Source organism: Streptomyces sp. KL116D, from assembly GCF_030766975.1.
GTDB lineage: Bacteria > Actinomycetota > Actinomycetes > Streptomycetales > Streptomycetaceae > Streptomyces > Streptomyces longispororuber_A.
Window position 1 is genome coordinate 73515 of sequence record NZ_JASERH010000041.1, and the last position, 22459, is coordinate 95973.

A 22459-nucleotide genomic window follows, 5' to 3' on the forward strand; every position below is an offset into this window, starting at 1 on the left:
TAAGCGCGGGGTAAAACGGCCCACAGTCTGAGGGCGCACCCCGCTCACAGGGAATACGTTTCCGGAATACGGACACGACGCTCACACGCGGCGACCATCGTGTCGACGTTCCGTGAACGGTCAGGCACGCCGTGCGCGCAACTCCCGCACACCCGCGACCAGCAGCACCGCCGCCGTCGCCCCCGTCGACCACAGCAGCTGCGGCCGCGCCGTGTCGTCGGTCAGCATCAGCCCGAACACCGCGGCCATCGCCGCGAGCGCCGCCCACGTCAGCCACGGGAACGCCCACATCCGCAGCACCAGCCGCTCCGGCGCCTCCGTCTCGATCCGCCGCCGCAGCCGCAGCTGCGACGCCGCGATCAGCGCCCACACGAACAGCAGCACCGCGCCGACCGAGTTGAGCATGTAGAGGAAGACCGAGTCGGGCCACTCCAGATTGAGCAGCACGGACACGAAGCCGAAGGCCACCGACGCCAGGACCGCCCGGCGCGGCACGCCGCCCCCGCTCACCTTCAGCAGCGCCTTCGGCGCCTCGGCGCGCTCGGCCAGCGAGAAGACCATGCGGGACGAGCCGTACAGATTGGCGTTGAGCGCCGACAGCAGGGCGACGAACACCACGATGTTCATGATCTGGCCCGCCGACGGCACCCCGATCGAGTCGAGCACGGTGACGTACGGGCTGATCCCCGCCCGCTGCGCCGTCCACGGCAGCACCGTCACGATGACCAGCATCGACCCGACGTAGAAGAACAGGATCCGGAACACGGCGCTGCGCACCGCCCGCGCCACCGAACGCACCGGGTCGTCGGACTCGGCGGCCGCGATCGTGACGACCTCCAGACCGCCGAACGCGAAGATCACCGCGAGCACGCCGGAGACGACGCCCTGCCGGCCGTGCGGCAGGAAGCCGCCGTCGCCGGTGAGATGGGTGAGGCCGACCGGGTCCGTGTCCGGCAGCAGCCCGAAGATCGCGAGCGTGCCCAGGAGCAGGAACGCGACGATCGCGAAGACCTTCAGGGCCGCGAACCAGAACTCGAACTCGCCGAAGTTCTTCACCGCCGCCAGGTTGGCCACCGTGAACACGACCATGAACAGCAGCACCCACGCCCACTGCGGGACGCCCGGCACCCACCCGTTCGCGATCTGCGCGGCGCCCGTCGCCTCCACGGCGAGGACGACCACCAGCAGGAACCAGTAGAGCCAGCCGACGCTGAACCCGGCCCACCGGCCGAGCGCCCGCTCCGCGTGCACGGAGAACGAGCCGGACGCGGGCATCGCCGCCGACATCTCGCCGAGCATCCGCATCACGCACATCGCGAGCGCGCCCGCGATCAGGTACGAGACGACGATCCCCGGCCCCGCGACCGCGATGCCGGCGCCCGAACCGACGAAGAGCCCGGCCCCGATGACACCGCCGAGCCCCAGCATGGTCAGGTGCCGCTGCTTCAGCCCGGCGGAGAGCGGTTCGTCGGGCGTGGGGCTGCCGGGCAGGGAGCCGCCGGGCAGGGAGCTGTCGTGCATGGGGGGCTTCGGCCGATCTCGGATGGTGCGGGGTTTAGCGGGAACCTACAGTGTTCCGCCCGGGCGCCCTGCGGTGCAAAACGGGGCCACCCACCGCTGGCCTCAGTGACGAGCATCACCTCGCAGGAGGTGTACAGGAGCGCCTTTGTACGGAGCCCACCAATCCGGTGCGTCAGCCTTTGTCGACCGGCGACCGTGATCGGCTCAAGTCCCCTGGGATAGCGTCACGGAGTCCCACCCTGCCCGAACTCAAGAACGCGGAGTCCCCATGAGCACCGCCACCGCAGCCGTCGCCGCCCGCCCGGGCAAGGTTCTCGCCGACCTCATCCCCGCCTCCCGCACCAAGGACATCGCGCTGGTCGTCGGCGGCGCCGCCCTCACCGGCATCGCCGCCCAGATCGCCGTCCCCGTCCCGGGCTCCCCGGTGCCGGTCACCGGGCAGACCTTCGCCGCGCTCCTCGTCGGCACCGCGCTCGGCGCCCGCCGCGGCTTCCTCGCGCTCGCCGTGTACGCGCTCGCGGGCATGGCCGGCATGCCGTGGTTCGCCGAGGGCGCCTCCGGCTTCTCGATGCCCTCGTTCGGCTACGTCATCGGCCTGATGCTGGCCTCGGCGGCCGTCGGCGCCCTGGCCCGCCGCGGCGGCGACCGCTCGGTGCTGCGCACCGCGGGCACCATGGTGATCGGCGAGGCGATCGTCTACGCGGTCGGCGTCCCCTACCTCGCCGTCTCCACCGGCATGAGCCTGACGGCCGCGGTCGCCGCGGGCCTGACCCCGTTCCTGATCGGCGACGTGCTGAAGGCGGTCCTGGCGATGGGCGCGCTGCCCACCGCCTGGAAGTTCGCCAACAAGTAGGCGGCTAGCGCAGGTCGTAGTTCCTCCGGAAGAGGTTCGCCGGGTCGTACGCGGCCTTCAGACCGGCGAGCCTCTTCCGCGTCTCCGCGTCGTACAGGCCCTCGGGCCGGTCGCCGCCGCCGAACGCGAAGTTGAGCGAACGGCCCACGACGTGCCCCTCCACGGCCGCGAACGCCCGCGCGTGATGCGCCCGCGCCGCGGTCCTTCCCCCCTCGCCGAGCGGCGACAGGATCCGCACCAGCCAGCCCGCGTCCCGGTACGGCACCGCGTTCGGCGCGGGCCGGGAGAGCGCGCCGCCCAGGTGGTTGAGCTGGACGACGTGCATGCCGTCGGCCGCGGGACCCGACAGGGTGAAGAGCTCGGTGACCGCCGCGACGTCCAGCTCGTCCAGGAACACGCTGTCCCCGTAGTACGCGTGCGGGAAGTCGGGGTCGCTGTGGATGGTGTGGCTCTCGCCGTACGGCATCTCGCGCACGGTGTCCGAGACCGCCGGGCCGAGCGCGGCCCGCAGCGGCGCCACCAGCCGCTCGCCCTCCGCCGCGTCCCCGGTGAACGCGATCCGCACCGACACCAGATACGTGCCGCGCAGGTGCGGCGGCATCGCCGGGACGTCCGGGTAGACGAGCGCGGCCAGCGACGACGTCAGCGTCTCGGGGACGGTCGACGCCCACGCGACGTAGTCCCGCACCAGGTCCGCCGGGTCCGTCACGCGCCCGTCGTGGGTGAGCGAGCCCCCGTAGAGCCGGGTCACCGGCACCAGGCCGACCTCGATCGCGGTCACCACGCCGAGGTTGGCGCCGCCGCCGAGCAGACCGCCGAAGAGCTCCGGATCGCCGTCGTGCGTGACGTGGCGCAGGGTGGCGTCCGCCGTGACGACGTCCACCGCGCGCACGTGGTCGGCCGTGTAGCCGAACTCCCGCGCCAGGATGCCGAGTCCGCCGCCCAGCGTGTAGCCGACGGCGCCCACGCTCGGCGCCGAACCGTTCAGCGGGGCGAGGCCGTGCTCGGCGGCGGCCTCGACGACGGCGCCCCAGCGGGCGCCCGCGCCGATCCGCACGGTGCGGGCCGCGGGGTCCACGACGACCTCGGTCATCCGTCGGGTGCTGACGAGGACGCCGCCCTCGGTGTCGTCGGGCAGGCCGTGCCCGGTGGCCTGGACGGCCACCGGGAGGCCTTCGGCCGCGGCGTACGCCACCGCGGCCACCACGTCGTCGGCGGTGGCCGCGGTGAAGACCACGTCGGGCCGCTGGGTGAAACCGGTCTGGAATCCGGCGAGTTCGTCGTCGTAACCGGCATCGCCCGGACGGAGTGTGATCGCGTCGTGCTGTGGAGTCATGGCACGTACTGTGCCCGCATAACCTGACAGCTTCCGTCAGCTTTTTGCCTCGGCTTCTCGCGTCGGCTTCTCGCACCCACCTCTCGCATCTGCTCTTCGTGTCAGCTCTTCGTGTCAGCCCTTCGCGCCGGGCCTCCGGCTGGACCACCACAGGCCCGCCCCGCCCACGGCGAGCAGCGCGGCGCCGACCGCGCCGAGCGGCAGCACCTCCTCGGCGGGACCGGTGGACGGCAGGTTCCCCTTGTCCCCGGTGTCACCGGTGCCGCCGCCCTTGTCGCCCGCGGGCGCGGCCGGCTTGTTCTCCGTGCCGAGCAGCAGCGGGGTCACGGGTGCGTTCGGCGACGGGCTGGTGTTGCCGAACGGTACGGGGCCCTGCTGCCAGAAGGTCTTCTTGCCGTCCCCGCTCTGCACCGGCAGACAGATCTTGCCGGTCTTCGCGACGTCGAAGGTGGCGGCGACCTTGTACGACTGCGACTTTCCGGCCGCGAGATTGTCGATCCCGCACGAGAAGGCGCTGTTGGAGCCCTTCGGCAGATCCTTTCCGGCGAGTGCGGTGCAGCCCGGCACGTCCTTGATCGTCATTCCGTCGAATCCGACGACGAGCAGATTGATCTTCCCGCTGTCCTTGGTGCCCTGATTGCTCACGCTCGCGACAAGGTTCTTCGTCTCCTTGGTCGAATTGTCGACGGAGATCTTCTCGCTGAGACCCGTGGTCAATTTGACGCCCGCGGGCGCGGTGTCCATGGCCTTTCCGCCCTCGCTGCTGCCCGGACCAGGCCCGTCGTCCGCGACAGCGGCAAAAGGCAGGATCACTACTGCCGTTACCGTCGCGGTCAGTAGCGACCCGGCAATTTTCACCTGACGCCGTGAACTCATGTTCGTCCCCCTTGGTCTTTCTCGCTCCCCCAACTGCGTCCGAATTCGCAGTACTTGAAGAGGTACCACAAGATTTCTCCCCACTATGCTGGGACGGCGGGAAGTGTCGATTTTGTGTTTCGGGGGTGCAGTCGATTGCCTGGGAACATGAGTGGAGGCGTCCGGGGATTAGTGGTGGCAGCGCGCTACCGACTGGACGAACACATAGGCCAGGGCGGCATGGGGCGCGTGTGGCGCGCGGTGGACGAGATGCTCGACCGGCCCGTGGCCGTCAAGGAGATGCGCATCGACGGACTCGACCCCGAGGACGCCCGCACCCGTCGTGAGCGCACCCTGCGCGAGGCCCGCGCGACGGCCCGCATCGACCACCCGAACGTGGTCCGCGTCTACGACGTCGTGGACGAGGGCGAACGCCTGTGGATCGTCATGGAACTGGTCGACGGCCGCTCCCTCGAACAGATCCTGGTGGCGGACGGACCGCTCGGCGTCGACGAGGTCGCGGAGATCGGCCGGGGCCTCGCCGAGGCGCTGCGCCCGGTGCACGCGAGCGGCGTCCTGCACCGCGACATCAAACCCGGCAACGTCCTCATCGAGCGCGCCGGACGCCGCCGCGTCATCCTCACCGACTTCGGGATCGCCGCCATCCAGGACACCAAGGCGCTCACCATGGTCGGCATGCTCGTCGGCTCGCCCGACTACATGGCGCCCGAGCGGGTCGCCGGGCGGCCGCAGGGCCCGCCGTCCGACCTCTGGTCACTGGGCGCGACGCTGTGCGCGGCGCTCGGCGGGCACTCCCCGTTCAGCCGCGACACGACGCTCGCGACCCTGCACGCCGTGCTCTACGAGGAGCCCACGCTGCCGGCCGAGGCGGGCCGGCTGACCCCGCTCCTCGAAGGTCTTCTGGCGAAGGAGCCGCAGGACAGGCCCGGCCTCGACGAGGTGGCCGACGCACTGGCGCCACCGCGGCCCGAACCGGCGCCGCCGCAGGACCCGGTGCCGGTCCCGCGTCCCAGGACCCACACCCTCGACATCGGGCTGCGCCGCCCCGCCCCGGTGCCGCCGATCCCCTCGCAGGCCCCCACGGAGTGCGCGAAACCGGCCCCGGGCGACGACCTCCTGGGACCCCCGAAGGCCCCGGCCCCGGCCCCGGCGACCGGCCGGCCGAACCGGCGCCGCGTCACCCTGATCGCCGCCGGGGGAGTGCTGGTCGCGGGCGCCGTCGCCGCGCTCGTCCTGACCCTGCCGGGCGACGGCTCGTCCGGCGGCGGGGCGCAGGCGGGCGGCGGGCCGACGGTCACCTCGCGGCCGCCCACGGTCGAGGGCACCTCGCGCCCGCCGACCACCAGTCCGTCGCTGCCGCCGGGATCGCGCCGCGAGATCGACTACGCGTGGGTACCGCCCAGCGGCTGGAAGCGGGCGGTCAAGACGGCGGCCGAGGTGCACTACACGTCACCCGACGGCACGCAGGAACTGGCGGCGCAGTCCGCGCTGGCCAAGGACGACCTGCTGGCGACGTGGCAGAAGTCGGAGCGCAGCGCCCACCAGGGCCAGGCGTACGAGAAGATCCGCCTGGGCCGCACCACGTTCCGCGGACATCCCGCCGTGGTGTGGGAGTACCTGTTCACGCTCGACGGCAAGCGCTGGCACGCCGAGCAGCTGGCCTTCGAGCAGGGAGCCCAGTCGTACCAGATCAGCACCTGGTACCAACTGGGCGCGGAGGGGCGGGCGAAGCAGACGTACGAGCGGGTGAAGAGGACCTTCACCGTCCTGACGCCCGGCCCCTCCGGGAACTGACGGGACCCGTCAGACCTTGCTGAGGTCCTTGCCGCGCTGGATCCGCTCACGGACCAGCGAGAACCCGACCACGAACGCGGCCACGAGCAGCGACAGGAGCACCTGCTCGCGTCCGGCGTCGTCCGTCAGCATGTAGACGAGCACGAACGAGATCGCGGCGATCGTCGCCCACGTCAGGTAGGGGAACAGCCACATCTTCACGACGAGCTTCTCCGGCTGTTCGCGCAGGATGATGCCGCGCATCTTCAGCTGCGTGAAGCAGATGACCAGCCACACGAACAGGGCGACGGCGCCGGAGGAGTTGAGCAGGAAGTTGAAGACGGTGTCCGGCCACTGGTAGTTGAACCACACGGCGAGGAAGCCGAAGACGACGGAGCCGAGGATCGCGGTCCGCGGCACGCCGCGGCTGGTGGTCTTCGCGAACGCCTTGGGGGCGTCGCCCCGCTGGCCGAGCGAGAACGCCATGCGGGAGGCGGTGTACAGGCCCGAGTTCAGGCAGGACAGGACGGCGGTCAGCACGATGACGTCCATGACCTGACCGGCGTGCGGAATGCCGATGGAGTTCAGGGCGGCCACGTAGGACCCCTCGTCGACGATCGACTTGTCGTTCCACGGCAGCAGGGTGAGCACGACGAAGATCGAGCCCAGGTAGAAGATGCCGATGCGCCAGATCACGGAGTTCGTGGCCTTGGTGACGGCCTTCTGCGGGTCCTCGGACTCACCGGCGGCGAGCGTGACGATCTCGGAGCCCATGAAGGAGAAGACGACCATCAGCACACCGGTGAGGATCGCGCCGGGCCCCTTGGGGAAGAACCCTCCGGCGTCCGTCAGGTGGGCGAACCCGCTGCCCGCGTTGTCCGACCCCGGCAGCACGCCGAACACGGCGAGCAGACCGACGATCACGAACGCGCCGATGGCGACGACCTTGATCCCGGCGAACCAGAACTCGAACTCGCCGTACGAGCCCACGGCCGCCAGGTTCACGGCGGTGAGCACGACCATCACGATCAGCGCCCAGCCCCACTGGGGGACGCCCGGTATCCAGCCGTTGAGGATCTTGGCCCCGGCGGTCGCCTCCACGGCGAGCACCACGACCCAGAAGAACCAGTACAGCCAGCCGATGGAGAATCCGGCCCAGCGCCCGAGGGCCTGGTCGGCGTAGGCGGAGAAGGAGCCGGAGGACGGCCGGGCGGCGGCCATCTCGCCCAGCATCCGCATGACGAGGACGACCATGGCGCCGACGAGGGCGTACGAGATGAGGATGGCGGGGCCGGCCGCCGCGATGCCGGAACCGGATCCGACGAACAGACCGGCGCCGATGACACCGCCGATGGCGATCATCGACAGATGACGGTTCTTGAGCCCTGCCTTCAGGCCGTCGCCACCGTCCGGCCCGCCCTGGACCCCATGGGGGTCTACGGGCGATGTGTCTTCCGTCGCAAGGGATGACTGCGAGGTCATGAACGGATCCTTAGGTTCTCGGGGTACGAGCCCTGGCATTCAAAGCGCAGAGAGGCGCGGAGCGGAAGACCTGAATCCGGATTGTTGCCTTCCTTACGTCGGGCTCACATCCGGATGACCATGGTTCTGCCCCCGGTCGCGGCTACCCGGCCCGCGGCGTGCCACACTCGGACCCATGCGCGTGTACCTCGGCTCGGATCATGCCGGCTACGAACTCAAGAACCACCTCGTCGAATGGCTCAAGGCCCACGGCCACGAGCCCGTCGACTGCGGGCCCCACATCTACGACGCCCTCGACGACTACCCCCCGTTCTGCCTCCGCGCCGCGGAGAAGACGGCGGCGGACCCGGAGTCGCTCGGCATCGTGATCGGCGGCTCGGGCAACGGCGAGCAGATCGCCGCGAACAAGGTCAAGGGCGTCCGTGCGGCCCTCGCCTGGAGCGAGCAGACCGCCGCCCTCGGCCGCGAGCACAACGACGCGAACGTGATCTCCATCGGCGGCCGCATGCACACGCAGGACGAGGCGACGAAGTTCGTCGAGATCTTCCTGTCGACGCCGTACTCGAACGAGGAGCGCCACCAGCGCCGCATCGACATGCTCTCGGCGTACGAGACGACCGGCGTGCTGCCGGCGATTCCGGCGCACCACCCGCAGCAGGACTGAGCCCTCCGGGGGCGCATCCGCTCAGGGCTGCGCCCCCGGCCCCTTGGGTGTTTCAAGCCCCTCCGGTAGGACCGCCCAATCAAGGCGGGGCCTGCCCGATCAAGCCCCTCCGGCGATTGAGGAGCGGGGTCCGGGGCGGAGCCCCAGGACGGCAACCCCCACGAACCCGAGGAGAGCGACGGCCGTGCCTGAAGGCCACACGATCCACCGCCTGGCCCAGGACCACGCCGCCCGCTTCCAGGGCCGCAAGATCACGGTGACCAGCCCTCAGGGCAAGTTCTCCGACGCGGCAGCGCTCCTCACCGGCCAGGAACTGACCCGCACAGAAGCCCACGGCAAACACCTCTTCCTCGGCTTCGAGGACGACGACGCCTGGATCCACATCCACCTCGGACTCTTCGGCAAGTACGCCATCGGCGACACCCCGGCCCCGCCCCCCACGGACACGGTCCGCCTGCGCCTCCTCGACGAGCGGGCCTACTCGGACCTCCGCGGCCCCACCACCTGCGCCCTGATCACCGACGCCGAGAAGCAGGCGATACACGACCGCCTGGGCCCGGACCCGCTGCGCCCCGCCGACGACCCGGCCAGGGCATACGCGCGCATCGCCCGCAGCCGTACGACGATCGCCGCGCTCCTCATGGACCAGAAGGTCATCGCGGGCGTCGGCAACGTCTACCGGGCCGAGGTCCTCTTCCGCCACCACATCGACCCGTACACCCCGGGCCGGGACCTCGACCCGGCCCAACTGGCCCTGGTCTGGGACGACTTGGTGGCGCTGATGCGGGACGGCGTGCGCGCCAACCGCATCGACACGGTCCGCCCCGAGCACACCCCCGAGGCGATGAACCGACCGCCCCGCGTCGACGACCACGGCGGCGAGGTCTACGTGTACCGGCGCGCACCCCAGCCGTGCCACCTGTGCGGCACCGAGATCCGCACGGCGGAACTGGCGGCCCGGAACCTGTTCTGGTGCCCGACCTGCCAGCCCGCCCACACCTGACCGCGCCTGACAGCAGGCCCTAGAACCCGTGCTGCAGCCACGGCGCGACCGGTGAGCCGAAGGCGACCGCCGCCTCGCCGAGCGCCCCCTGCCGCAGCTCCCGCACCCGGCCCGCCCCGGCCAGCTCGGTGAGCGACACGTCACCGAGGTAGGCCGCGCCCAACTCCCTTACGGACAGGGCGAGATCGGCCGGCTCCTCGGTCCGCTTGCACGACGCGCCCTTCGCGTCGCCGACGAGCCGCCAACGCCCCTCGTTCCAGGGACAGAAGGAGTCCTCGACGTCGAACACGACGTCCACCGGGGTGAGATACGTACGCGCTTCGAGGGCGGCGCCCACCTCCACCAGTCGTACGTGCATCGAGTCGCGCACGCGCACCCCGCACCGCCGAACGTCGGAAACGAGGGAGAGCAGCGGATCGTCCACCGGACGGTTGCGCGCCTCCACCGTCTCCGTCAGGTCGATGTCGCACAGGAACCGCCACAGCGCCGCGTACGCCGCCGGGTCGAGGGCGATGACCTCGCGGGCCTGGATGCGGCCGTGCGCCACCGCGAACTCCGACTCCGGCTTGTTGTGGAACCGGGCGAAACCGACCGTCTCCCCGGCCCGCTCCGCGACCACGCACTGCAGCGGGGACGCGCCGCCGCGGTCCTGCTCCGGGTCGAGCAGCGGCAGCCGCTCCCAGCCCGGCTTGCGGGCGAGCATCCCCGGGCGGGTGCCGACCGTGCGCAGGTGCACGGCCTCGCAGCGCTCGGCGGCCTCGGCCGCGTCCACGATCCGCAGCCGCACGTCGTCGGTGCCGGCCGGCGCGTCGATCCGCACCTTCGTCGAGTCGATGGCCAGCGCCAACTGCCGGGTCGCGATGCCGTATCCGAACCGGCCGTAGATCGCGGGCTCGGACGCGGTGAGGACGGCGAGCGGCTCGCCCCAGGCCCGGACGTCGTCGAGCTGGCGGCGCATCATCGACGTGAGGATGCCGCGCCTGCGGTGGGTCGCGGCGACGCTCACCATGGTCACCCCGGCGGCGTCGACGAACGCGCCGCCCGGCACGGACACCCGGAACGAGAAGGCACCCGCGGTGCCCACGCACTCGTCGCCGTCCCACACGCCGATCGACCGGTCGAGCTCCGTCAGGTCGTCCCACAGCCGCCGCTCCTGCGGCGCCTCGGGAACCCCGCCGAAGGCCAGCTCCAGCCTCCCGTACCAGCGGTCCCACTCATCACGGCGCAGCACGTGCAGGTCGTTCGTCATACGCCCATCCCTACCAGGGCGGGCAGGCCGCGAGCGAGGGATTTACCGGGCGGGGAACGTGCCCGGAAAGGGGGACAAGTGGGACCTCCCGTGCACAGGTCCAGGCCTCACGGATAAGGTCCACGAGCAATGGCGGTACGACGAGAGCGGCGCGGGCGCGAACAGCGCGCCGAAGCCGAGACGTTCCCGGCCCGGTTGAAGATGCGGATGCACCGGGTCCGCACCGCCGTGCGCAGATCCGGGGTCGACTACTTCCGCGGCGACGGGTCGGACTGGATCGCGCTCGCCGGACTGCTGATCACGATCCCGCTGATCGCCTGCGCCACGATCCTCAACCCGGTCTGGTGCTCGCCCGCGGTGCTGGTCCTGCCGATCGTCGCGGGCGGCCTGCTGCTGCGCCCCGCCAGCCTGCTCGGCCTGTACGCGGCGGCCGCCGCGGCGCTGATCGTGGAGTCGGTCCAGCTCGGCCCGTACTCGGAGCGCGCGGCCGCGGTCACCCCCGGCACCGTCCTCACGGTCGCGGCCTGCGGATTCTTCGGGCTGCTCATCGCCCAGTTCCGCAGCCGGGTCGGCGTGCCCTGGCGGCGCGGCGGCACGATGCTCTTCGACCTGCGCGAACGCATCCGCACCCAGAGCCGGCTGCCCAAGCTGCCGCAGGGCTGGCACCGCGAGATGGCGCTGCGTCCGGCGGGCGGCCAGTCGTTCTCGGGCGACTTCGTGGTGGCGGCCCGCACGAACAACGGCCGCACGCTGGAGGTCGTCCTCACCGACGTCTCCGGCAAGGGCATGGACGCCGCGTCCCGCGCGCTGCTCCTGGCGGGCGCCTTCAGCGGCCTCCTCGGCTCGCTGCCCCCGCACGCCTTCCTCCCGGCGGCCAACGGCTACCTCCTCCGCCAGGACTGGGACGAGGGCTTCGCGACCTCGATCCACCTCGTCCTCGACCTCGAATCGGGCGACTACGAGCTCTACTCGGCGGGCCACCCGCCGGGCCTCCAGCTCAGCGCGGGCACGGGCCGCTGGGAGGAGAAGGCCGCGGAAGGTCCTCTCCTCGGGGTGTACGACGGGGCCGAGTTCGACGCGACGAAGGGCACGCTCCGGCCCGGTGACGTCCTGATGCTCTTCACGGACGGCCTCGTGGAGACGTCCGAACGGGACATCGCCGAGGGCATCGACCGCCTCACCGGAGAGGCCGACCGCTATGTGACGGGCGGCTTCCACGGCGCGGCCTGGCACCTCATCGAGGCGGTCGCCAAGGACGTCAACGACGACAGGGCGCTGCTCCTGATCTGCCGCGACGCGTAGCGCTCCGCGGGGGGCCGGGTGGAGGGTCGTGGGTGGGTGCGGGTTTCGTCGTGGCTGGTCGCGCAGTTCCCCGCGCCCCTGAGATGCGCACCTGCGGTGCGGCATCTCCCCGGCGGGGGAAGGCTGCGCGAAGCGCATGCCTTCCAGGGGCGCGGGGAACTGCGCGGGAAGCCCCACCGGGCCGCAGAAGACGACGAAGGAACGGCCCGGCAGACGCTCAGGGGCGCGGGGCTGTGTCATTAGCGGCTCCGCCGCGGGGCGCGGGAAGCCTCACCGGGCCGCAGTCGACCGGCCCGGCAAGGGGGTGACCGTCACTACACGCCGACCGACACCCGCTCCGGCTCCCGCTCACCCGCTCGCCCACCCGGCAGAATCCGGGCGAGCCACTCCGACCGCCCGGCGGCCAACGGCCCGAGGACCGCCAGCAGCAGCACATAACCGGCGATGAACGGCGACAGCCGCTCGTCGAGCCCCGCCCCCGCCGCCATCGTCGCGAGGATCAACGCGAACTCCCCCCGAGCCAGCAGCGTCGTGGAGATGTTCGCCGCGGGCCCCGCCCCGAACCCGTACACCTTCGCCGCCCCGAGCCCCGCCAGCACGTTCATCACCAGCGTCACCGCGACAGCGGCCAGCACCGGCCACAGCACCGTCGGCAGGTCCCCGGGATCGATCGACAGGCCGAACGCGAAGAAGAAGATCGCACCGAAGGCGTCCCGCAGCGGATGGACCAGCTTGCGGATGCGCTCACCGGACGCGGTGGAGCCCAGCATCAGACCGACCATGAACGCACCGATCGCGTCCGCGACCCCGAACCACTCCGAGACCCCGGCCACGAACACGGCCGCGCCGAGGAAGGAGATGACGAGGAGCTCGTCGTCCTTGATGTCGAACAACCGGCCCACGACCCGCGTGCCGAAGCGCGCCGCCAGCGCGAGCAGCAGCAGGAACCCGAACGCCTTGCCGCCGTCCACGACCGCGGCGGACAGCGAGTCCGCGCCGGACAGGATCGGTTGCAGCGCCGCCAGGTACAGCGCGAGGAAGATGTCCTCGACCACGATGATGCCGAGGATCGGCTTGGTCTCCGGATTGCCCAGCCGCCCGGTGTCGACCAGGACCTTCGTCACGATCGCGGACGACGAGATGCCGAGCACCCCGGCGAGGACCAGAGCTTCGGAGGTGCCCCAGCCGAGGGCGAATCCGAAACCGAGGCCGGCGCCGACGTTCAGCGCGAGGTACGTACCACCGGCGACGGCCATCTTGCGGCCACCCGCCTTGAGGTCGTCCATGTGGAACTCGAGGCCGAGGTAGAAGAGCAGCAGCACCAGGCCGAGCGCGGAGAGCATCTCCAGGTCGTGCGGGTCGGCGACGAGCACGATGCCGGGTGTGTGCGGGCCGAGCAGGATCCCGGCCAGGATGAACAGAGGGATGGTGGGGAGTCCGATGCGCCCGCCCACGCGGGCGAGGACGGCGGCGGCGAGAAAGGCGCCACCCATGGCTATCAAGGTGTCTGCGTGTCCGATGGGCCCGTTCCTCCTTGTTGATAAGGCTGCCTGGCAGTGCGACTTGGCAAAGAGAGTGTCAAGAAAGCGTCAATAGTTAGCTTACCAAAGGACCGGGAGGGCAGGACGAACGTCCCGTGGTGGGGTTCTCCCCACCCCCGTTCCGCCAGCCGCCACCATGGCTCCGACCAGTGCCGAATCCGTACGTTCGAGACATCGAATCGGGCACGTACGAGAGGGCGACCATGGGCCTGCGCAAGAAGCGGCACGACGAGCCGGAGGCACCCCGCGGCGACTGGGCCGTCGAACTGCGCGGCGTACGCCGCCGGTACGGCCGAGGCAACGCGACCGTGCACGCGCTGCGCGGCATCGAACTCGCCCTCCCCAAGGGCACGTTCACCGCCGTGATGGGCCCCTCCGGCTCCGGCAAGTCCACGTTCCTGCAGTGCGCCGCCGGCCTCGACCGGCCCTCCGACGGCACCGTCTCGCTCGGCGGCACCACCATCACCGGCATGAGCGAGAACAAGCTCACCGCGCTGCGCCGGACCCGGCTCGGCTTCGTCTTCCAGGCGTTCAACCTGCTGCCCTCGCTCACCGTCGAGCAGAACGTGCTGCTCCCGATGCGCCTCGCCGGACAGCGCCCCGACAAGCGCCGCGCCGCCGAGGTCCTCGCCCAGGTCGGCCTCGCCGACAAGGGGAGGCGCCGCCCCGGCCAGCTCTCCGGCGGCCAGCAGCAGCGCGTCGCCATCGCCCGCGCCCTCGTCACCCGGCCCGACGTGATCTTCGCCGACGAGCCGACCGGCGCCCTCGACACCACGACCGCCGCCGAGATCCTCGGCCTGCTGCGCTCCGCCGTGGACCGGATGGGCGCCACCGTCGTCATGGTCACGCACGACCCGGCCGCCGCCGCGTACGCGGACCGGGTGCTGTTCCTCGCGGACGGCGAGATCGTCGACCACCTGGAGGGCGCGCAGGCCGACCGGATCGCGGCCCGGATGCGCACCCTGACCGTGCGCACGCCGGTGGGGGCGGCCGCGTGATGTTCCGCCCCAACGGCCTCGCCCGCGCCGCCCTCCGCTTCAAACCCGCGGCCTTCGTCGGCACGTTCGTCGCGCTGATGATGTCGGCCCTGATCGTCTCGGCCTGCGGCATCCTCCTGGAGACGGGCCTGCGCGCCTCGGTCCCGCCGGAGCGCTACGCGTCCGCCCCCGTCGTCGTGGCCGCCGACCAGAGCGTCAAGGTCGTCACCGGTTCCGGCGAGGACCGCGAGGAGGAGTCGGTCCCGCTCCCGGACCGCGCCCGCATCGACGACTCCCTGGTGGCCAAGGTCGCCTCGGCCCCCGGCGTCCGTACGGCGGTCGCCGACCTCACCTTCCCCGTGCAGCGCGACGGCACGGCCCTCCAGGCCCACAACTGGGGCTCCACCGCCTTCACCGGCGAGCGGCTGACCTCGGGCCGCGCCCCGCGGACCGGCGAGATCGTCACGTCCGGCGGCGCGCACGTCGGCGACCGCGTCACGCTCACCACCCCCGAGGGCGAGCGCGCGTACCGCGTCTCCGGCACGACGGCCGGCCACGCCACCGCCTGGCTCGCCGACTCCGAGGCCCTGCGCGTGTCGGGCCACCCCGGCCGCATCGACGCCATCGCCGTCCTCCCGAAGGACGGCGTCGCGACGGCCACCCTGAAGTCACGGGTGCAGAAGGTGACTTCAGGGCCGGCCGAGGTCTTCTCGGGGAACGACAGGGGCGCGGTCGAGAACTCCGCCCTCGCCTACGCCAAGGAGAACCTGACCGGGATCGGCGGCTCGTTCGGCGGCATCGCCACCATGGTCGCCGTGTTCACCGCGGCCGGCACGATCGCCCTCTCCGTCGGCCAACGCGCCCGCGAATACGCCCTGTTGCGCGCCATCGGCACCACCCCGCGGCAGATCCGCCGCTCCATCGCCACCGAGACCCTGCTGGTCGCCCCGCTCGCCGGAGCCCTCGGCTGCCTGCCCGGCACCGCCCTCGCCCGCTGGTGGTTCGGCCAGCTCCAGGCGAAGGGCGCCGTCCCGCAGGCCGTCGACCTCGCGGTCTCGTACATCCCGCTGCTCGCGGCCGTCGGCACCTCGCTGCTCACCGGCCTCCTCGCCGGATACATGGCGGCCCGCCGCCCCTCCCGCATCAAGCCGGGCCAGGCCCTCGCGGAAGCGTCGGTCGAGCGGCTCCCGGTCGGCTGGATCCGCACCCCCCTCGGCATCGTGGCCGCGGTCGGCGGCACGTTCTTCACGTTCCTCGCCGCGCGCCTGCACGGCGAGGACGCGGCCAACGCGGCGCTCGGCGTCGTCATGCTCTTCATGCTCGCGGTCGCCCTGCTGGGTCCGCTGCTGGCCCGCGGCTGCGCCGCCCTGTTCGGCCTCCCGCTGCGCGGCGCCGGCGCGTCCGCCTCGCTCGCCGCCGCCAACTCCCGCAGCAACGCCCGCCGGCTGGCCTCCGCGATCACCCCGATCGTGCTGGCGATGGCCTTCTCCTCGGTCCTGGTCTTCATGCACACGAGCGAGGACCGGGCCGCCGCCGGCCAGCAGAAGGCGGGCATCACCGCCGACCACATCGTCACGGCGGACGCGGGCCTGGCCCCGGGCGCCGTCGCCGACGCGGCCGGGCGGCCCGGCGTCACCTCGGCGGTCGGCCTGCTCAAGACCTCGGTCCTGGTGCCGGCGGGCTCCGGCGGCGACCGCTGGCTGGAGACCGCGTCGACCCAGGCGGTCACCGGCACGGCCGAGGAGCTGTCCCGGGTCCAGGACCTCAAGGTGACCCGCGGCGCGCTCGACCTCACCGACCCGCACGCCGTGGCGCTCGACGCGGCCCTGGCCCGCAGCGCGCACGTCGAGGTCGGCGACCCCATCCACCTCCGCCTCCCGGACGGCACGAAGGCGTCCCCGAAGGTCACGGCCACGTACGCACGCGGCCTCGGCCTGTCCCAGGTCACGCTCCCGCGCGAGGCGCTGAAGGGCCACGTCACGAACCCGTACGACGCGGAGATCTGGACCGCGGGCGGCACCACGAAGGACCTCGGCGGCCTCGGCACCCTGCTGGCCCGCGACGACTACACGACCGCCAGGTCCGTCGACCGCGAACTCAACGCCTGGGCCAACATCACCATGGCCGCGGTCCTCGGCGGCTTCGCCGCGATCGCCGCGGTCAACACCCTCGTCATGACGGTCCTCGACCGCCGCCGCGAACTGGGCACCCTCCGCCTCATCGGCTCGACCCGCACCCAGGTCCTGCGCATGATCCGCTGGGAGGCGCTCCTGGTGGCCGGCGCGGGCATCGTCCTCGGCACGAGCATCGCCCTGGCGACGCTGGTCCCGATGATGAACGGCCTGACGGGCGAGAACCCGTACGTCCCGCCGCTGCTGTACGGGGCGTTCGCGGGCGCGGCACTCCTCCTGGGCCTGACGGCGACCGCGGTACCGGCACGGCTGGCGATGAAGAAGGTCAACTAGGGGCGCGGGCCCTAGGGTGACCGCATGCTCACCCTCACCGAGGTAGAAGCCCTGGCCCGCCGGGCCCACGCCACCCAGACGGACAAGGCGGGCCGCCCCTACGAGGAACACCTCCGCGCCGTCGCGGACGGAGTACGGGAGAGGGGCGGCACCGAGGAGCAGATCGCGGCGGCGTGGCTGCACGACGCGATCGAGGACGACGCCCTCACGGACGACTGGCTGACGCGGGCCGCGCTCCCGGACACCACCAAGGCGATCGTCCGCGCCCTGACGAAACGACCGGGCGAGCCCCCGGAGGCGTACGCGCAGCGCATCCTCGCCACCCCGGGCGCCCGCCTGGTCAAGGAGTCGGACCTGGCCCACAACGCCGATCCGGCCCGCCTCGCGGTCCTGGACGAGGAGACCCGCACCCGCCTGACCCGGAAGTACGCGCGGATGCGCGCACTCCTGGGCCCGGCGGAACCTCAGCGGCGCTGACGGGCCAGCTGGGCGGCGTCCTTCTTGAAGGCCCACTCCATCTTCGGCTCCATGGCGAACCGGAAGATCCGCTGGACCGGCGGAGTGCACAGCACGGTGACGATGGCGGCCGCGGCGACGGTGACGACGATCTGGCCCCACGGCGTGTGGACCCACTCGGCGTCGAACCAGCCCCAGAACCGGGACCCCTTCGCCAGGAACCCGTGCAGCAGATAGCCGTACAGCGTTCCGGCGCCGAGCACCGTGAACCACATGTGGCGCCGCGGCACCCACGAGAAGAAGCACGCGGTGAGCACCACGGAGCAGCCGAACAGCGCCAGCGTCATCACGACGCCGGCCCACCAGGGCGCGCCCAGTTCCTGCGCGCTGTCCCGGTGGTAGAACCACGCGGACGTCATCCGGGGCCCGGCCCAGTACGCGAGCACCAGGGCGCAGGCCGCGATCGGCACGGACAGGATCCGCACCTCGCGCCGCCGCACCAGCTGGAAGTGCTCCGGCCTGAGGACCAGACCGAGCACGAAGAACGGCAGGAACTGCAGGACACGCTGCAGATCGAGGTCGTCACCGATGTCCGGCGAGACCGACGCCAGCACCGCGACGGCGACGGCGAGCGGCAGCGGCCACCGCACGGCCTTCCACAGCGGAGTGGTCAGCCGCCACACGAACAGGGCGACGAGGAACCAGGTCAGGTACCAGGGGTCGAGCAGACTGATCGGGTACGAGGGGTCGCCCCCGGCGGTCCGCTTGAAGAAGGTGTACGCGATCTCGAAGAGGACGTACGGCACGGCGACACCGGTGATCAGCCGCCGCAGCCGGTCGGGCCGCATGTCGAAGCTGCGCGAGAAGTAGCCGGAGACGACGATGAACGCCGGCATGTGGAAGCTGTAGACGACCATGTACAGCGCCTCGGCGGTACGGCTGCCGTCCGTCAGGGGTTCCCAGCAGTGACCCATCGCCACGAACACGATGGCCAGGTACTTGGCGTTGTCGAAGAACGCGTCCCGCTGCTTGGGCTTCGGTGCCGCGGCGGTGGTGGCCGCGGTGGTGGTGGCGGCCGGGGGAGACGGCCGGGGAACGGGGGCGGGCGCCGTCGGCGGCAGGGGGCTGCGATGCGAGCCGTGCGGGTACAGCGAGTTGGTCACCGGCCCTCCCACCAGGAACTCGGGGAGAAGATCCGGGACCGCACTGCGCCGGCTGGGGTCGTGGCAGTGTGGAACATCTGAGGCACCCTAGTGGGGCCTGTGGGATTTCGTAAAACCCTCAACTCGATTCCTCCTTATCGGTCTCGGGTACCCAGGATTCGCGGAAGTCGACATCCCTGCGCATGACGTCGCCCTATTGCCGATCTGTCCCTTATCGCACTGCTCATCCCGCTTAAAGCGCGCATAACGCCCGCGGGCGACTCCGGGGATATGCCCGATTCATTCGAGTATGTTCCGCAATAATTCAGCCGTCGGATTCTGTTGATTTCCTTGTGCGTACGCCAAGGGGAAACTGCGGGAAAACCGGGAAAGACATGCGTGGGGCATGTGTGCGCCGCATGTGCGCCGATGGAAACGATCAAGCCGAATTCCGACCCCCGCCTCACACCCCCACGGCCCCGCCGACGTGCGCTGCTCGTGCGCCCCAAGGCCACAGGCCCCACGCGCCCCTGCGTGCGCGTGGCCGACGATGCGTCACCGACCGCATACAGGAGCCGCGTTGGTGGCACGATGGTTCTGGCGGGGGGTGTGTGGGGCTGAGCCCCCCGGGCCGGGAGAGCGGACCGACCTAGGGTGTGATCAGTGTGGCCATTTCGCTGTCAGTGGTGCTGTTGTTGGCGATCGTTCTCATCGTGCTGATGCGCGGCGGCTCGATCAAGGCAGGGCCCGCCATAGTGGCGGTGCTCTTCGGCTTCTTCCTGGCGTCGACGGGAATGGCCCCCGCCATCAACAACTTCCTCAACTCCGTCGCGGACAGCATCAGCGCGATCAATTTCTGAGGCGGCGGCCGGGGACGCGAAAAAGCCCCCGGCCCGGTCCACGCGGAGTGGATCCGGGCCGGAGGCCTTTGTCGAGAGCGGGCGACGGGAATCGAACCCGCGTAGCTAGTTTGGAAGACTAGGGCTCTACCATTGAGCTACGCCCGCACGGCTCGCACCGCAGGTCGGTGACCGCGGCACGGTGGCATCGTAGCGGGTCCCGGGCCCCGCCCGCACACCCCATTACCGAGCCCCTCCACCGAGCCCTCCGATGCGCCCTCCCGTGCGCCCCGCAACGCGGGAGCCGCACTGCCTGCGGGCATGTACCCTACGTGTCGCACCGACGGGGTGTGGCGCAGCTTGGTAGCGCGTCCGCTTTGGGAGCGGAAGGCCGTGGGTTCAAATCCCGCCACCCCGACCAGCGTTGTCGCGGCGTCGTGCGGGCCGCTGCGGATCACCGTAGGGCCCAGTTCAAGATCGCATTGTGGGTGGGCTCCGGCGTGCCGTTACTATGCAAGCTGCATGCCCGTGTGTCTCTCAAGCCGGGCAGAACCCAAGAAGTCAGCCCCCAAGGAGACCGAACCGTGAAGAGCGCCGTGGAGACCCTGAACCCGACCCGGGTTCGGCTCAGCATCGAGGTGCCCTTCGAGGAGCTCAAGGACAGCCTCGACGCGGCGTACAAGAAGATCAACCAGCAGGTCACGGTGAAGGGCTTCCGCAAGGGCAAGATCCCGGCCCGCGTCATCGACCAGCGCTTCGGCCGCGGTGCGGTCCTCGAGGAGGCCGTCAACGACGCGCTCCCGAAGTTCTACACCGAGGCGGTCAACGAGGCCGAGCTCAACGTGCTGGGCCAGCCCGAGGTCGACATCACGGAGCTGAAGGACGGCGAGACGCTGAACTTCACCGCCGAGGTCGACGTCCGCCCGACCATCGAGATCCCGGACTACTCCGGCATCGAGGTCGAGGTCGACGCCGTCGAGGTCACCGACGAGGACGTCGACAAGTCGGTCGAGCAGCTGCGCGACCGCTTCGCCTCGACGAACCCGGTCGAGCGCGCCGCCGAGGACGGCGACGTCGTGACGATCGACCTGGAGGCCAAGGTCGAGGGCGAGGTCCTCGAGGACGGCGTCGCCTCCGGCGTCTCCTACACCATCGGTTCCGGCGAGCTGCTCGACGGCATCGACGAGGCCGTGAAGGGCCTGGAGGCCGGTGGCGAGGCCACCTTCACCTCCGAGCTCAAGGGCGGTTCCGCCGAGGGCAAGGAGGCCGAGGTCACCGTCAAGGTCACCCAGGTCGCCGCCCGTGAACTCCCGGCCCTGGACGACGAGTTCGCCCAGCTCGCCTCCGAGTTCGACACCCTCGACGAGCTGAAGGCCGACAGCCGCAAGCGCCTCGAGAACATGAAGCAGTACGACCAGGCCACGCAGGCCCAGGAGCGCGTCCTGGAGAAGCTGCTCGAGCTGGTCGAGGTCCCCGTTCCCGAGAAGCTGCTCGAGGACGAGGTCAACACCCGCAAGCACAACCTCGAGCACCACCAGCTCGGCCAGATGGGCCTGGACATCGAGAAGTACCTCGAGATCCAGGGCAAGACGGTCGAGGAGTTCGACGCCGAGACGCGCGAGCAGGCCGTCAAGGGCATCAAGACGCAGTTCGTCCTCGACGAGCTCGTCAACAAGGAGAAGCTGAACGTGAACCAGGAGGAGCTCACCGAGCACCTCATGCGTCGCGCCGCCTCCTCCGGCATGTCCCCCGACCAGTTCGCCCAGGCCGTCGTCGAGGGCGGCCAGGTCCCGATGCTGGTCGGCGAGGTCGCCCGCGGCAAGGCCCTTGCCGTGGTCGTCGAGGCCGCCACCGTCAAGGACACGAACGGTGAGGTCGTCGACCTGGAGGACGACGAGGAGGAGACGACGGAGGAGGCCACCGAGGCCGCCGCCGACGCCACCGAGACCGTCGAGTCCGCCGAGGACAAGACCGAGGCCTGAGCCTCTCCGTAGTTGCGCGACAGGCCCCCGGGACGCACGTCCCGGGGGCCTGTCGCGCCCCGCAGGGGCGCGGGGAGCGGCGCGAGCGACCACGGACCACTCGCACCCGCCGACCGGCACCGCGAGGCAGACGCGTCCGCGGATCCCGCCCGAGCGGAGCGACCTGCGCTCACAGCGAACAGTTCCTTCTGCGGGATTCCCCGGAGGGACCCGCGCGTTAGGGTCCATGAAGAGGCGGGCAGGGGAGTCCCGAGCGAGGCCCCCGCCCCCAGCTAGAGACGCGAGACGGCGCGTAGCCGTCAGAGACGAGCAGGTGGATACGTGACGATTCAGATGCCTTCCGCCGCCGGCGAGCCGTCCATCGGTGGTGGCCTCGGCGACCATGTCTACAACCGGCTGCTCGGCGAGCGAATCGTCTTCCTCGGCCAGCAGGTCGACGACGACATCGCCAACAAGATCACCGCGCAGATGCTCCTCCTGGCCGCAGACCCGGACAAGGACATCTACCTCTACATCAACAGCCCCGGTGGCTCGGTGACGGCCGGCATGGCGATCTACGACACCATGCAGTACATCCCGAACGACGTCGTGACCATCGGCATGGGCATGGCCGCCTCCATGGGCCAGTTCCTGCTCACCGGCGGCACCGCGGGCAAGCGCTTCGCGCTCCCGAACACCGACATCCTGATGCACCAGGGCTCCGCCGGCATCGGCGGCACGGCCTCCGACGTCAAGATCCAGGCCGAGTACCTGCTGCGCACGAAGCAGCGCATGGCGAGGATCACGGCCCAGCACTCCGGCCAGACCGTCGAGACGATCATCCGGGACGGCGACCGCGACCGCTGGTACACCGCTGAGGAGGCCAAGGACTACGGCCTCATCGACGAGATCATCACTGCCGCTACGGGTGTTCCGGGCGGCGGCGGCACCGGCGCCTGATCCCCGCGATCAGCGTCGGCCTGCCCCAAGCCCACTGCTTCCTTCACCAGGACGGAACA

Annotated in this window: 18 protein-coding genes and 2 tRNA genes; 12 read left to right on the top strand and 8 right to left on the bottom strand. The window is 71.1% G+C overall.

Translation table 11 applies throughout. The features are described from left to right. Positions 1 to 120: 120 nt before the first annotated feature. The gene (locus tag RBJ77_RS17030) at positions 121 to 1521 is read right to left on the bottom strand and encodes an amino acid permease (protein WP_372345822.1); all 1401 of its coding nucleotides are present in this window, start codon (positions 1519 to 1521) and stop codon (positions 121 to 123) included. A gap of 268 nt (positions 1522 to 1789) precedes the next feature. Here RBJ77_RS17030 and RBJ77_RS17035 point away from each other — a divergent pair, with 268 nt between their 5' ends. Beyond that, positions 1790 to 2374: a biotin transporter BioY gene (locus RBJ77_RS17035; RefSeq protein ID WP_372345823.1), complete on the top strand. Its 585-nt coding sequence runs from the start codon at positions 1790 to 1792 to the stop codon at positions 2372 to 2374. 4 nt (positions 2375 to 2378) lie between these two features. On the opposite strand, the gene RBJ77_RS17040 is transcribed toward RBJ77_RS17035, so the two are convergent. After that, positions 2379 to 3710 carry an FAD-binding oxidoreductase gene (locus RBJ77_RS17040; protein WP_372345824.1) on the bottom strand — a complete coding sequence of 444 codons (1332 nt, stop codon included), beginning with the start codon at positions 3708 to 3710 and terminating at the stop codon, positions 2379 to 2381. 114 nt (positions 3711 to 3824) lie between these two features. Next, the gene (locus RBJ77_RS17045; RefSeq protein WP_372345825.1) at positions 3825 to 4586 is read right to left on the bottom strand and encodes a hypothetical protein; all 762 of its coding nucleotides are present in this window, start codon (positions 4584 to 4586) and stop codon (positions 3825 to 3827) included. 174 nt (positions 4587 to 4760) lie between these two features. Here RBJ77_RS17045 and RBJ77_RS17050 point away from each other — a divergent pair, with 174 nt between their 5' ends. Beyond that, a complete protein-coding gene (locus RBJ77_RS17050; protein WP_372345826.1) occupies positions 4761 to 6380 on the top strand; it encodes a serine/threonine-protein kinase in 1620 nt (539 codons plus the stop codon). A 9-nt stretch (positions 6381 to 6389) separates the two neighbouring features. On the opposite strand, the gene RBJ77_RS17055 is transcribed toward RBJ77_RS17050, so the two are convergent. Next, positions 6390 to 7841, bottom strand: a complete 1452-nt coding sequence (locus RBJ77_RS17055) for an amino acid permease (protein WP_372345827.1) — start codon at positions 7839 to 7841, stop codon at positions 6390 to 6392. A 175-nt stretch (positions 7842 to 8016) separates the two neighbouring features. Here RBJ77_RS17055 and RBJ77_RS17060 point away from each other — a divergent pair, with 175 nt between their 5' ends. Beyond that, entirely contained in the window at positions 8017 to 8505 is a 489-nt protein-coding gene (locus tag RBJ77_RS17060) for a ribose-5-phosphate isomerase (RefSeq protein WP_372345828.1), read from the top strand. A gap of 184 nt (positions 8506 to 8689) precedes the next feature. Beyond that, a complete protein-coding gene (locus RBJ77_RS17065) occupies positions 8690 to 9508 on the top strand; it encodes an Fpg/Nei family DNA glycosylase (protein WP_372345829.1) in 819 nt (272 codons plus the stop codon). A 19-nt stretch (positions 9509 to 9527) separates the two neighbouring features. Here RBJ77_RS17065 and RBJ77_RS17070 read toward each other — a convergent pair whose 3' ends face one another. Next, a complete protein-coding gene (locus tag RBJ77_RS17070) occupies positions 9528 to 10757 on the bottom strand; it encodes a GNAT family N-acetyltransferase (RefSeq protein WP_372345830.1) in 1230 nt (409 codons plus the stop codon). A 129-nt stretch (positions 10758 to 10886) separates the two neighbouring features. Here RBJ77_RS17070 and RBJ77_RS17075 point away from each other — a divergent pair, with 129 nt between their 5' ends. Beyond that, positions 10887 to 12059 (top strand): PP2C family protein-serine/threonine phosphatase, encoded by a 1173-nt coding sequence (locus RBJ77_RS17075; protein WP_372345831.1) that lies wholly within the window; start codon positions 10887 to 10889, stop codon positions 12057 to 12059. Between the two features lie 314 nt (positions 12060 to 12373). On the opposite strand, the gene RBJ77_RS17080 is transcribed toward RBJ77_RS17075, so the two are convergent. Further along, the gene (locus tag RBJ77_RS17080; RefSeq protein ID WP_255983064.1) at positions 12374 to 13552 is read right to left on the bottom strand and encodes a cation:proton antiporter; all 1179 of its coding nucleotides are present in this window, start codon (positions 13550 to 13552) and stop codon (positions 12374 to 12376) included. Positions 13553 to 13803: 251 nt separating this feature from the next. Between RBJ77_RS17080 and RBJ77_RS17085 the strand changes: the two genes are divergently transcribed. Genes RBJ77_RS17085 through RBJ77_RS17095 form a run of 3 tightly spaced genes read left to right on the top strand, consistent with a single transcriptional unit; the run spans position 13804 to position 17519 of the window. After that, a complete protein-coding gene (locus tag RBJ77_RS17085; protein WP_372345832.1) occupies positions 13804 to 14598 on the top strand; it encodes an ABC transporter ATP-binding protein in 795 nt (264 codons plus the stop codon). Continuing rightward, positions 14598 to 17042, top strand: a complete 2445-nt coding sequence (locus RBJ77_RS17090; protein ID WP_372345833.1) for an ABC transporter permease — start codon at positions 14598 to 14600, stop codon at positions 17040 to 17042. Before RBJ77_RS17085 ends, RBJ77_RS17090 begins: the two co-directional genes overlap by 1 nt. Positions 17043 to 17066: 24 nt before the next feature. Continuing rightward, positions 17067 to 17519: an HD domain-containing protein gene (locus RBJ77_RS17095; protein ID WP_372345834.1), complete on the top strand. Its 453-nt coding sequence runs from the start codon at positions 17067 to 17069 to the stop codon at positions 17517 to 17519. Here RBJ77_RS17095 and RBJ77_RS17100 read toward each other — a convergent pair. Then, on the bottom strand, positions 17507 to 18661 hold the full coding sequence (locus RBJ77_RS17100; RefSeq protein WP_372345835.1) for an acyltransferase family protein: 1155 nt from the start codon (positions 18659 to 18661) through the stop codon (positions 17507 to 17509). The genes RBJ77_RS17095 and RBJ77_RS17100 overlap by 13 nt on opposite strands. Before the next feature lie 644 nt (positions 18662 to 19305). Here RBJ77_RS17100 and RBJ77_RS17105 point away from each other — a divergent pair. Continuing rightward, positions 19306 to 19500, top strand: coding sequence for a hypothetical protein (locus tag RBJ77_RS17105; protein ID WP_372345836.1), 195 nt, complete (start codon positions 19306 to 19308; stop codon positions 19498 to 19500). A gap of 76 nt (positions 19501 to 19576) precedes the next feature. Here the strand turns inward: RBJ77_RS17105 and RBJ77_RS17110 are convergent. Beyond that, positions 19577 to 19647 (bottom strand) — tRNA-Gly (locus RBJ77_RS17110). 176 nt (positions 19648 to 19823) lie between these two features. Between RBJ77_RS17110 and RBJ77_RS17115 the strand changes: the two genes are divergently transcribed. From RBJ77_RS17115 to RBJ77_RS17125, 3 genes are all read left to right on the top strand, one after another. Continuing rightward, positions 19824 to 19900 (top strand) — tRNA-Pro (locus tag RBJ77_RS17115). Between the two features lie 163 nt (positions 19901 to 20063). After that, on the top strand, positions 20064 to 21461 hold the full coding sequence (tig, locus tag RBJ77_RS17120; RefSeq protein ID WP_372345837.1) for a trigger factor: 1398 nt from the start codon (positions 20064 to 20066) through the stop codon (positions 21459 to 21461). Positions 21462 to 21794: 333 nt separating this feature from the next. Beyond that, positions 21795 to 22400 carry an ATP-dependent Clp protease proteolytic subunit gene (locus tag RBJ77_RS17125; protein ID WP_255971568.1) on the top strand — a complete coding sequence of 202 codons (606 nt, stop codon included), beginning with the start codon at positions 21795 to 21797 and terminating at the stop codon, positions 22398 to 22400. Positions 22401 to 22459: the final 59 nt, after the last annotated feature.

Coding starts and splice junctions, on each gene's coding strand:
- RBJ77_RS17075 (WP_372345831.1), top strand. CDS start 10,887: ATGGCGGTACGACGAGAGCGGCGCGGGCGCGAACAGCGCGCCGAAGCC.
- RBJ77_RS17070 (WP_372345830.1), bottom strand. CDS start 10,757: ATGACGAACGACCTGCACGTGCTGCGCCGTGATGAGTGGGACCGCTGG.
- RBJ77_RS17035 (WP_372345823.1), top strand. CDS start 1,790: ATGAGCACCGCCACCGCAGCCGTCGCCGCCCGCCCGGGCAAGGTTCTC.
- RBJ77_RS17045 (WP_372345825.1), bottom strand. CDS start 4,586: ATGAGTTCACGGCGTCAGGTGAAAATTGCCGGGTCGCTACTGACCGCG.
- RBJ77_RS17080 (WP_255983064.1), bottom strand. CDS start 13,552: ATGGGTGGCGCCTTTCTCGCCGCCGCCGTCCTCGCCCGCGTGGGCGGG.
- RBJ77_RS17055 (WP_372345827.1), bottom strand. CDS start 7,841: ATGACCTCGCAGTCATCCCTTGCGACGGAAGACACATCGCCCGTAGAC.
- RBJ77_RS17085 (WP_372345832.1), top strand. CDS start 13,804: ATGGGCCTGCGCAAGAAGCGGCACGACGAGCCGGAGGCACCCCGCGGC.
- RBJ77_RS17060 (WP_372345828.1), top strand. CDS start 8,017: ATGCGCGTGTACCTCGGCTCGGATCATGCCGGCTACGAACTCAAGAAC.
- RBJ77_RS17030 (WP_372345822.1), bottom strand. CDS start 1,521: ATGCACGACAGCTCCCTGCCCGGCGGCTCCCTGCCCGGCAGCCCCACG.
- RBJ77_RS17125 (WP_255971568.1), top strand. CDS start 21,795: ATGCCTTCCGCCGCCGGCGAGCCGTCCATCGGTGGTGGCCTCGGCGAC.
- RBJ77_RS17040 (WP_372345824.1), bottom strand. CDS start 3,710: ATGACTCCACAGCACGACGCGATCACACTCCGTCCGGGCGATGCCGGT.
- RBJ77_RS17090 (WP_372345833.1), top strand. CDS start 14,598: ATGTTCCGCCCCAACGGCCTCGCCCGCGCCGCCCTCCGCTTCAAACCC.
- RBJ77_RS17095 (WP_372345834.1), top strand. CDS start 17,067: ATGCTCACCCTCACCGAGGTAGAAGCCCTGGCCCGCCGGGCCCACGCC.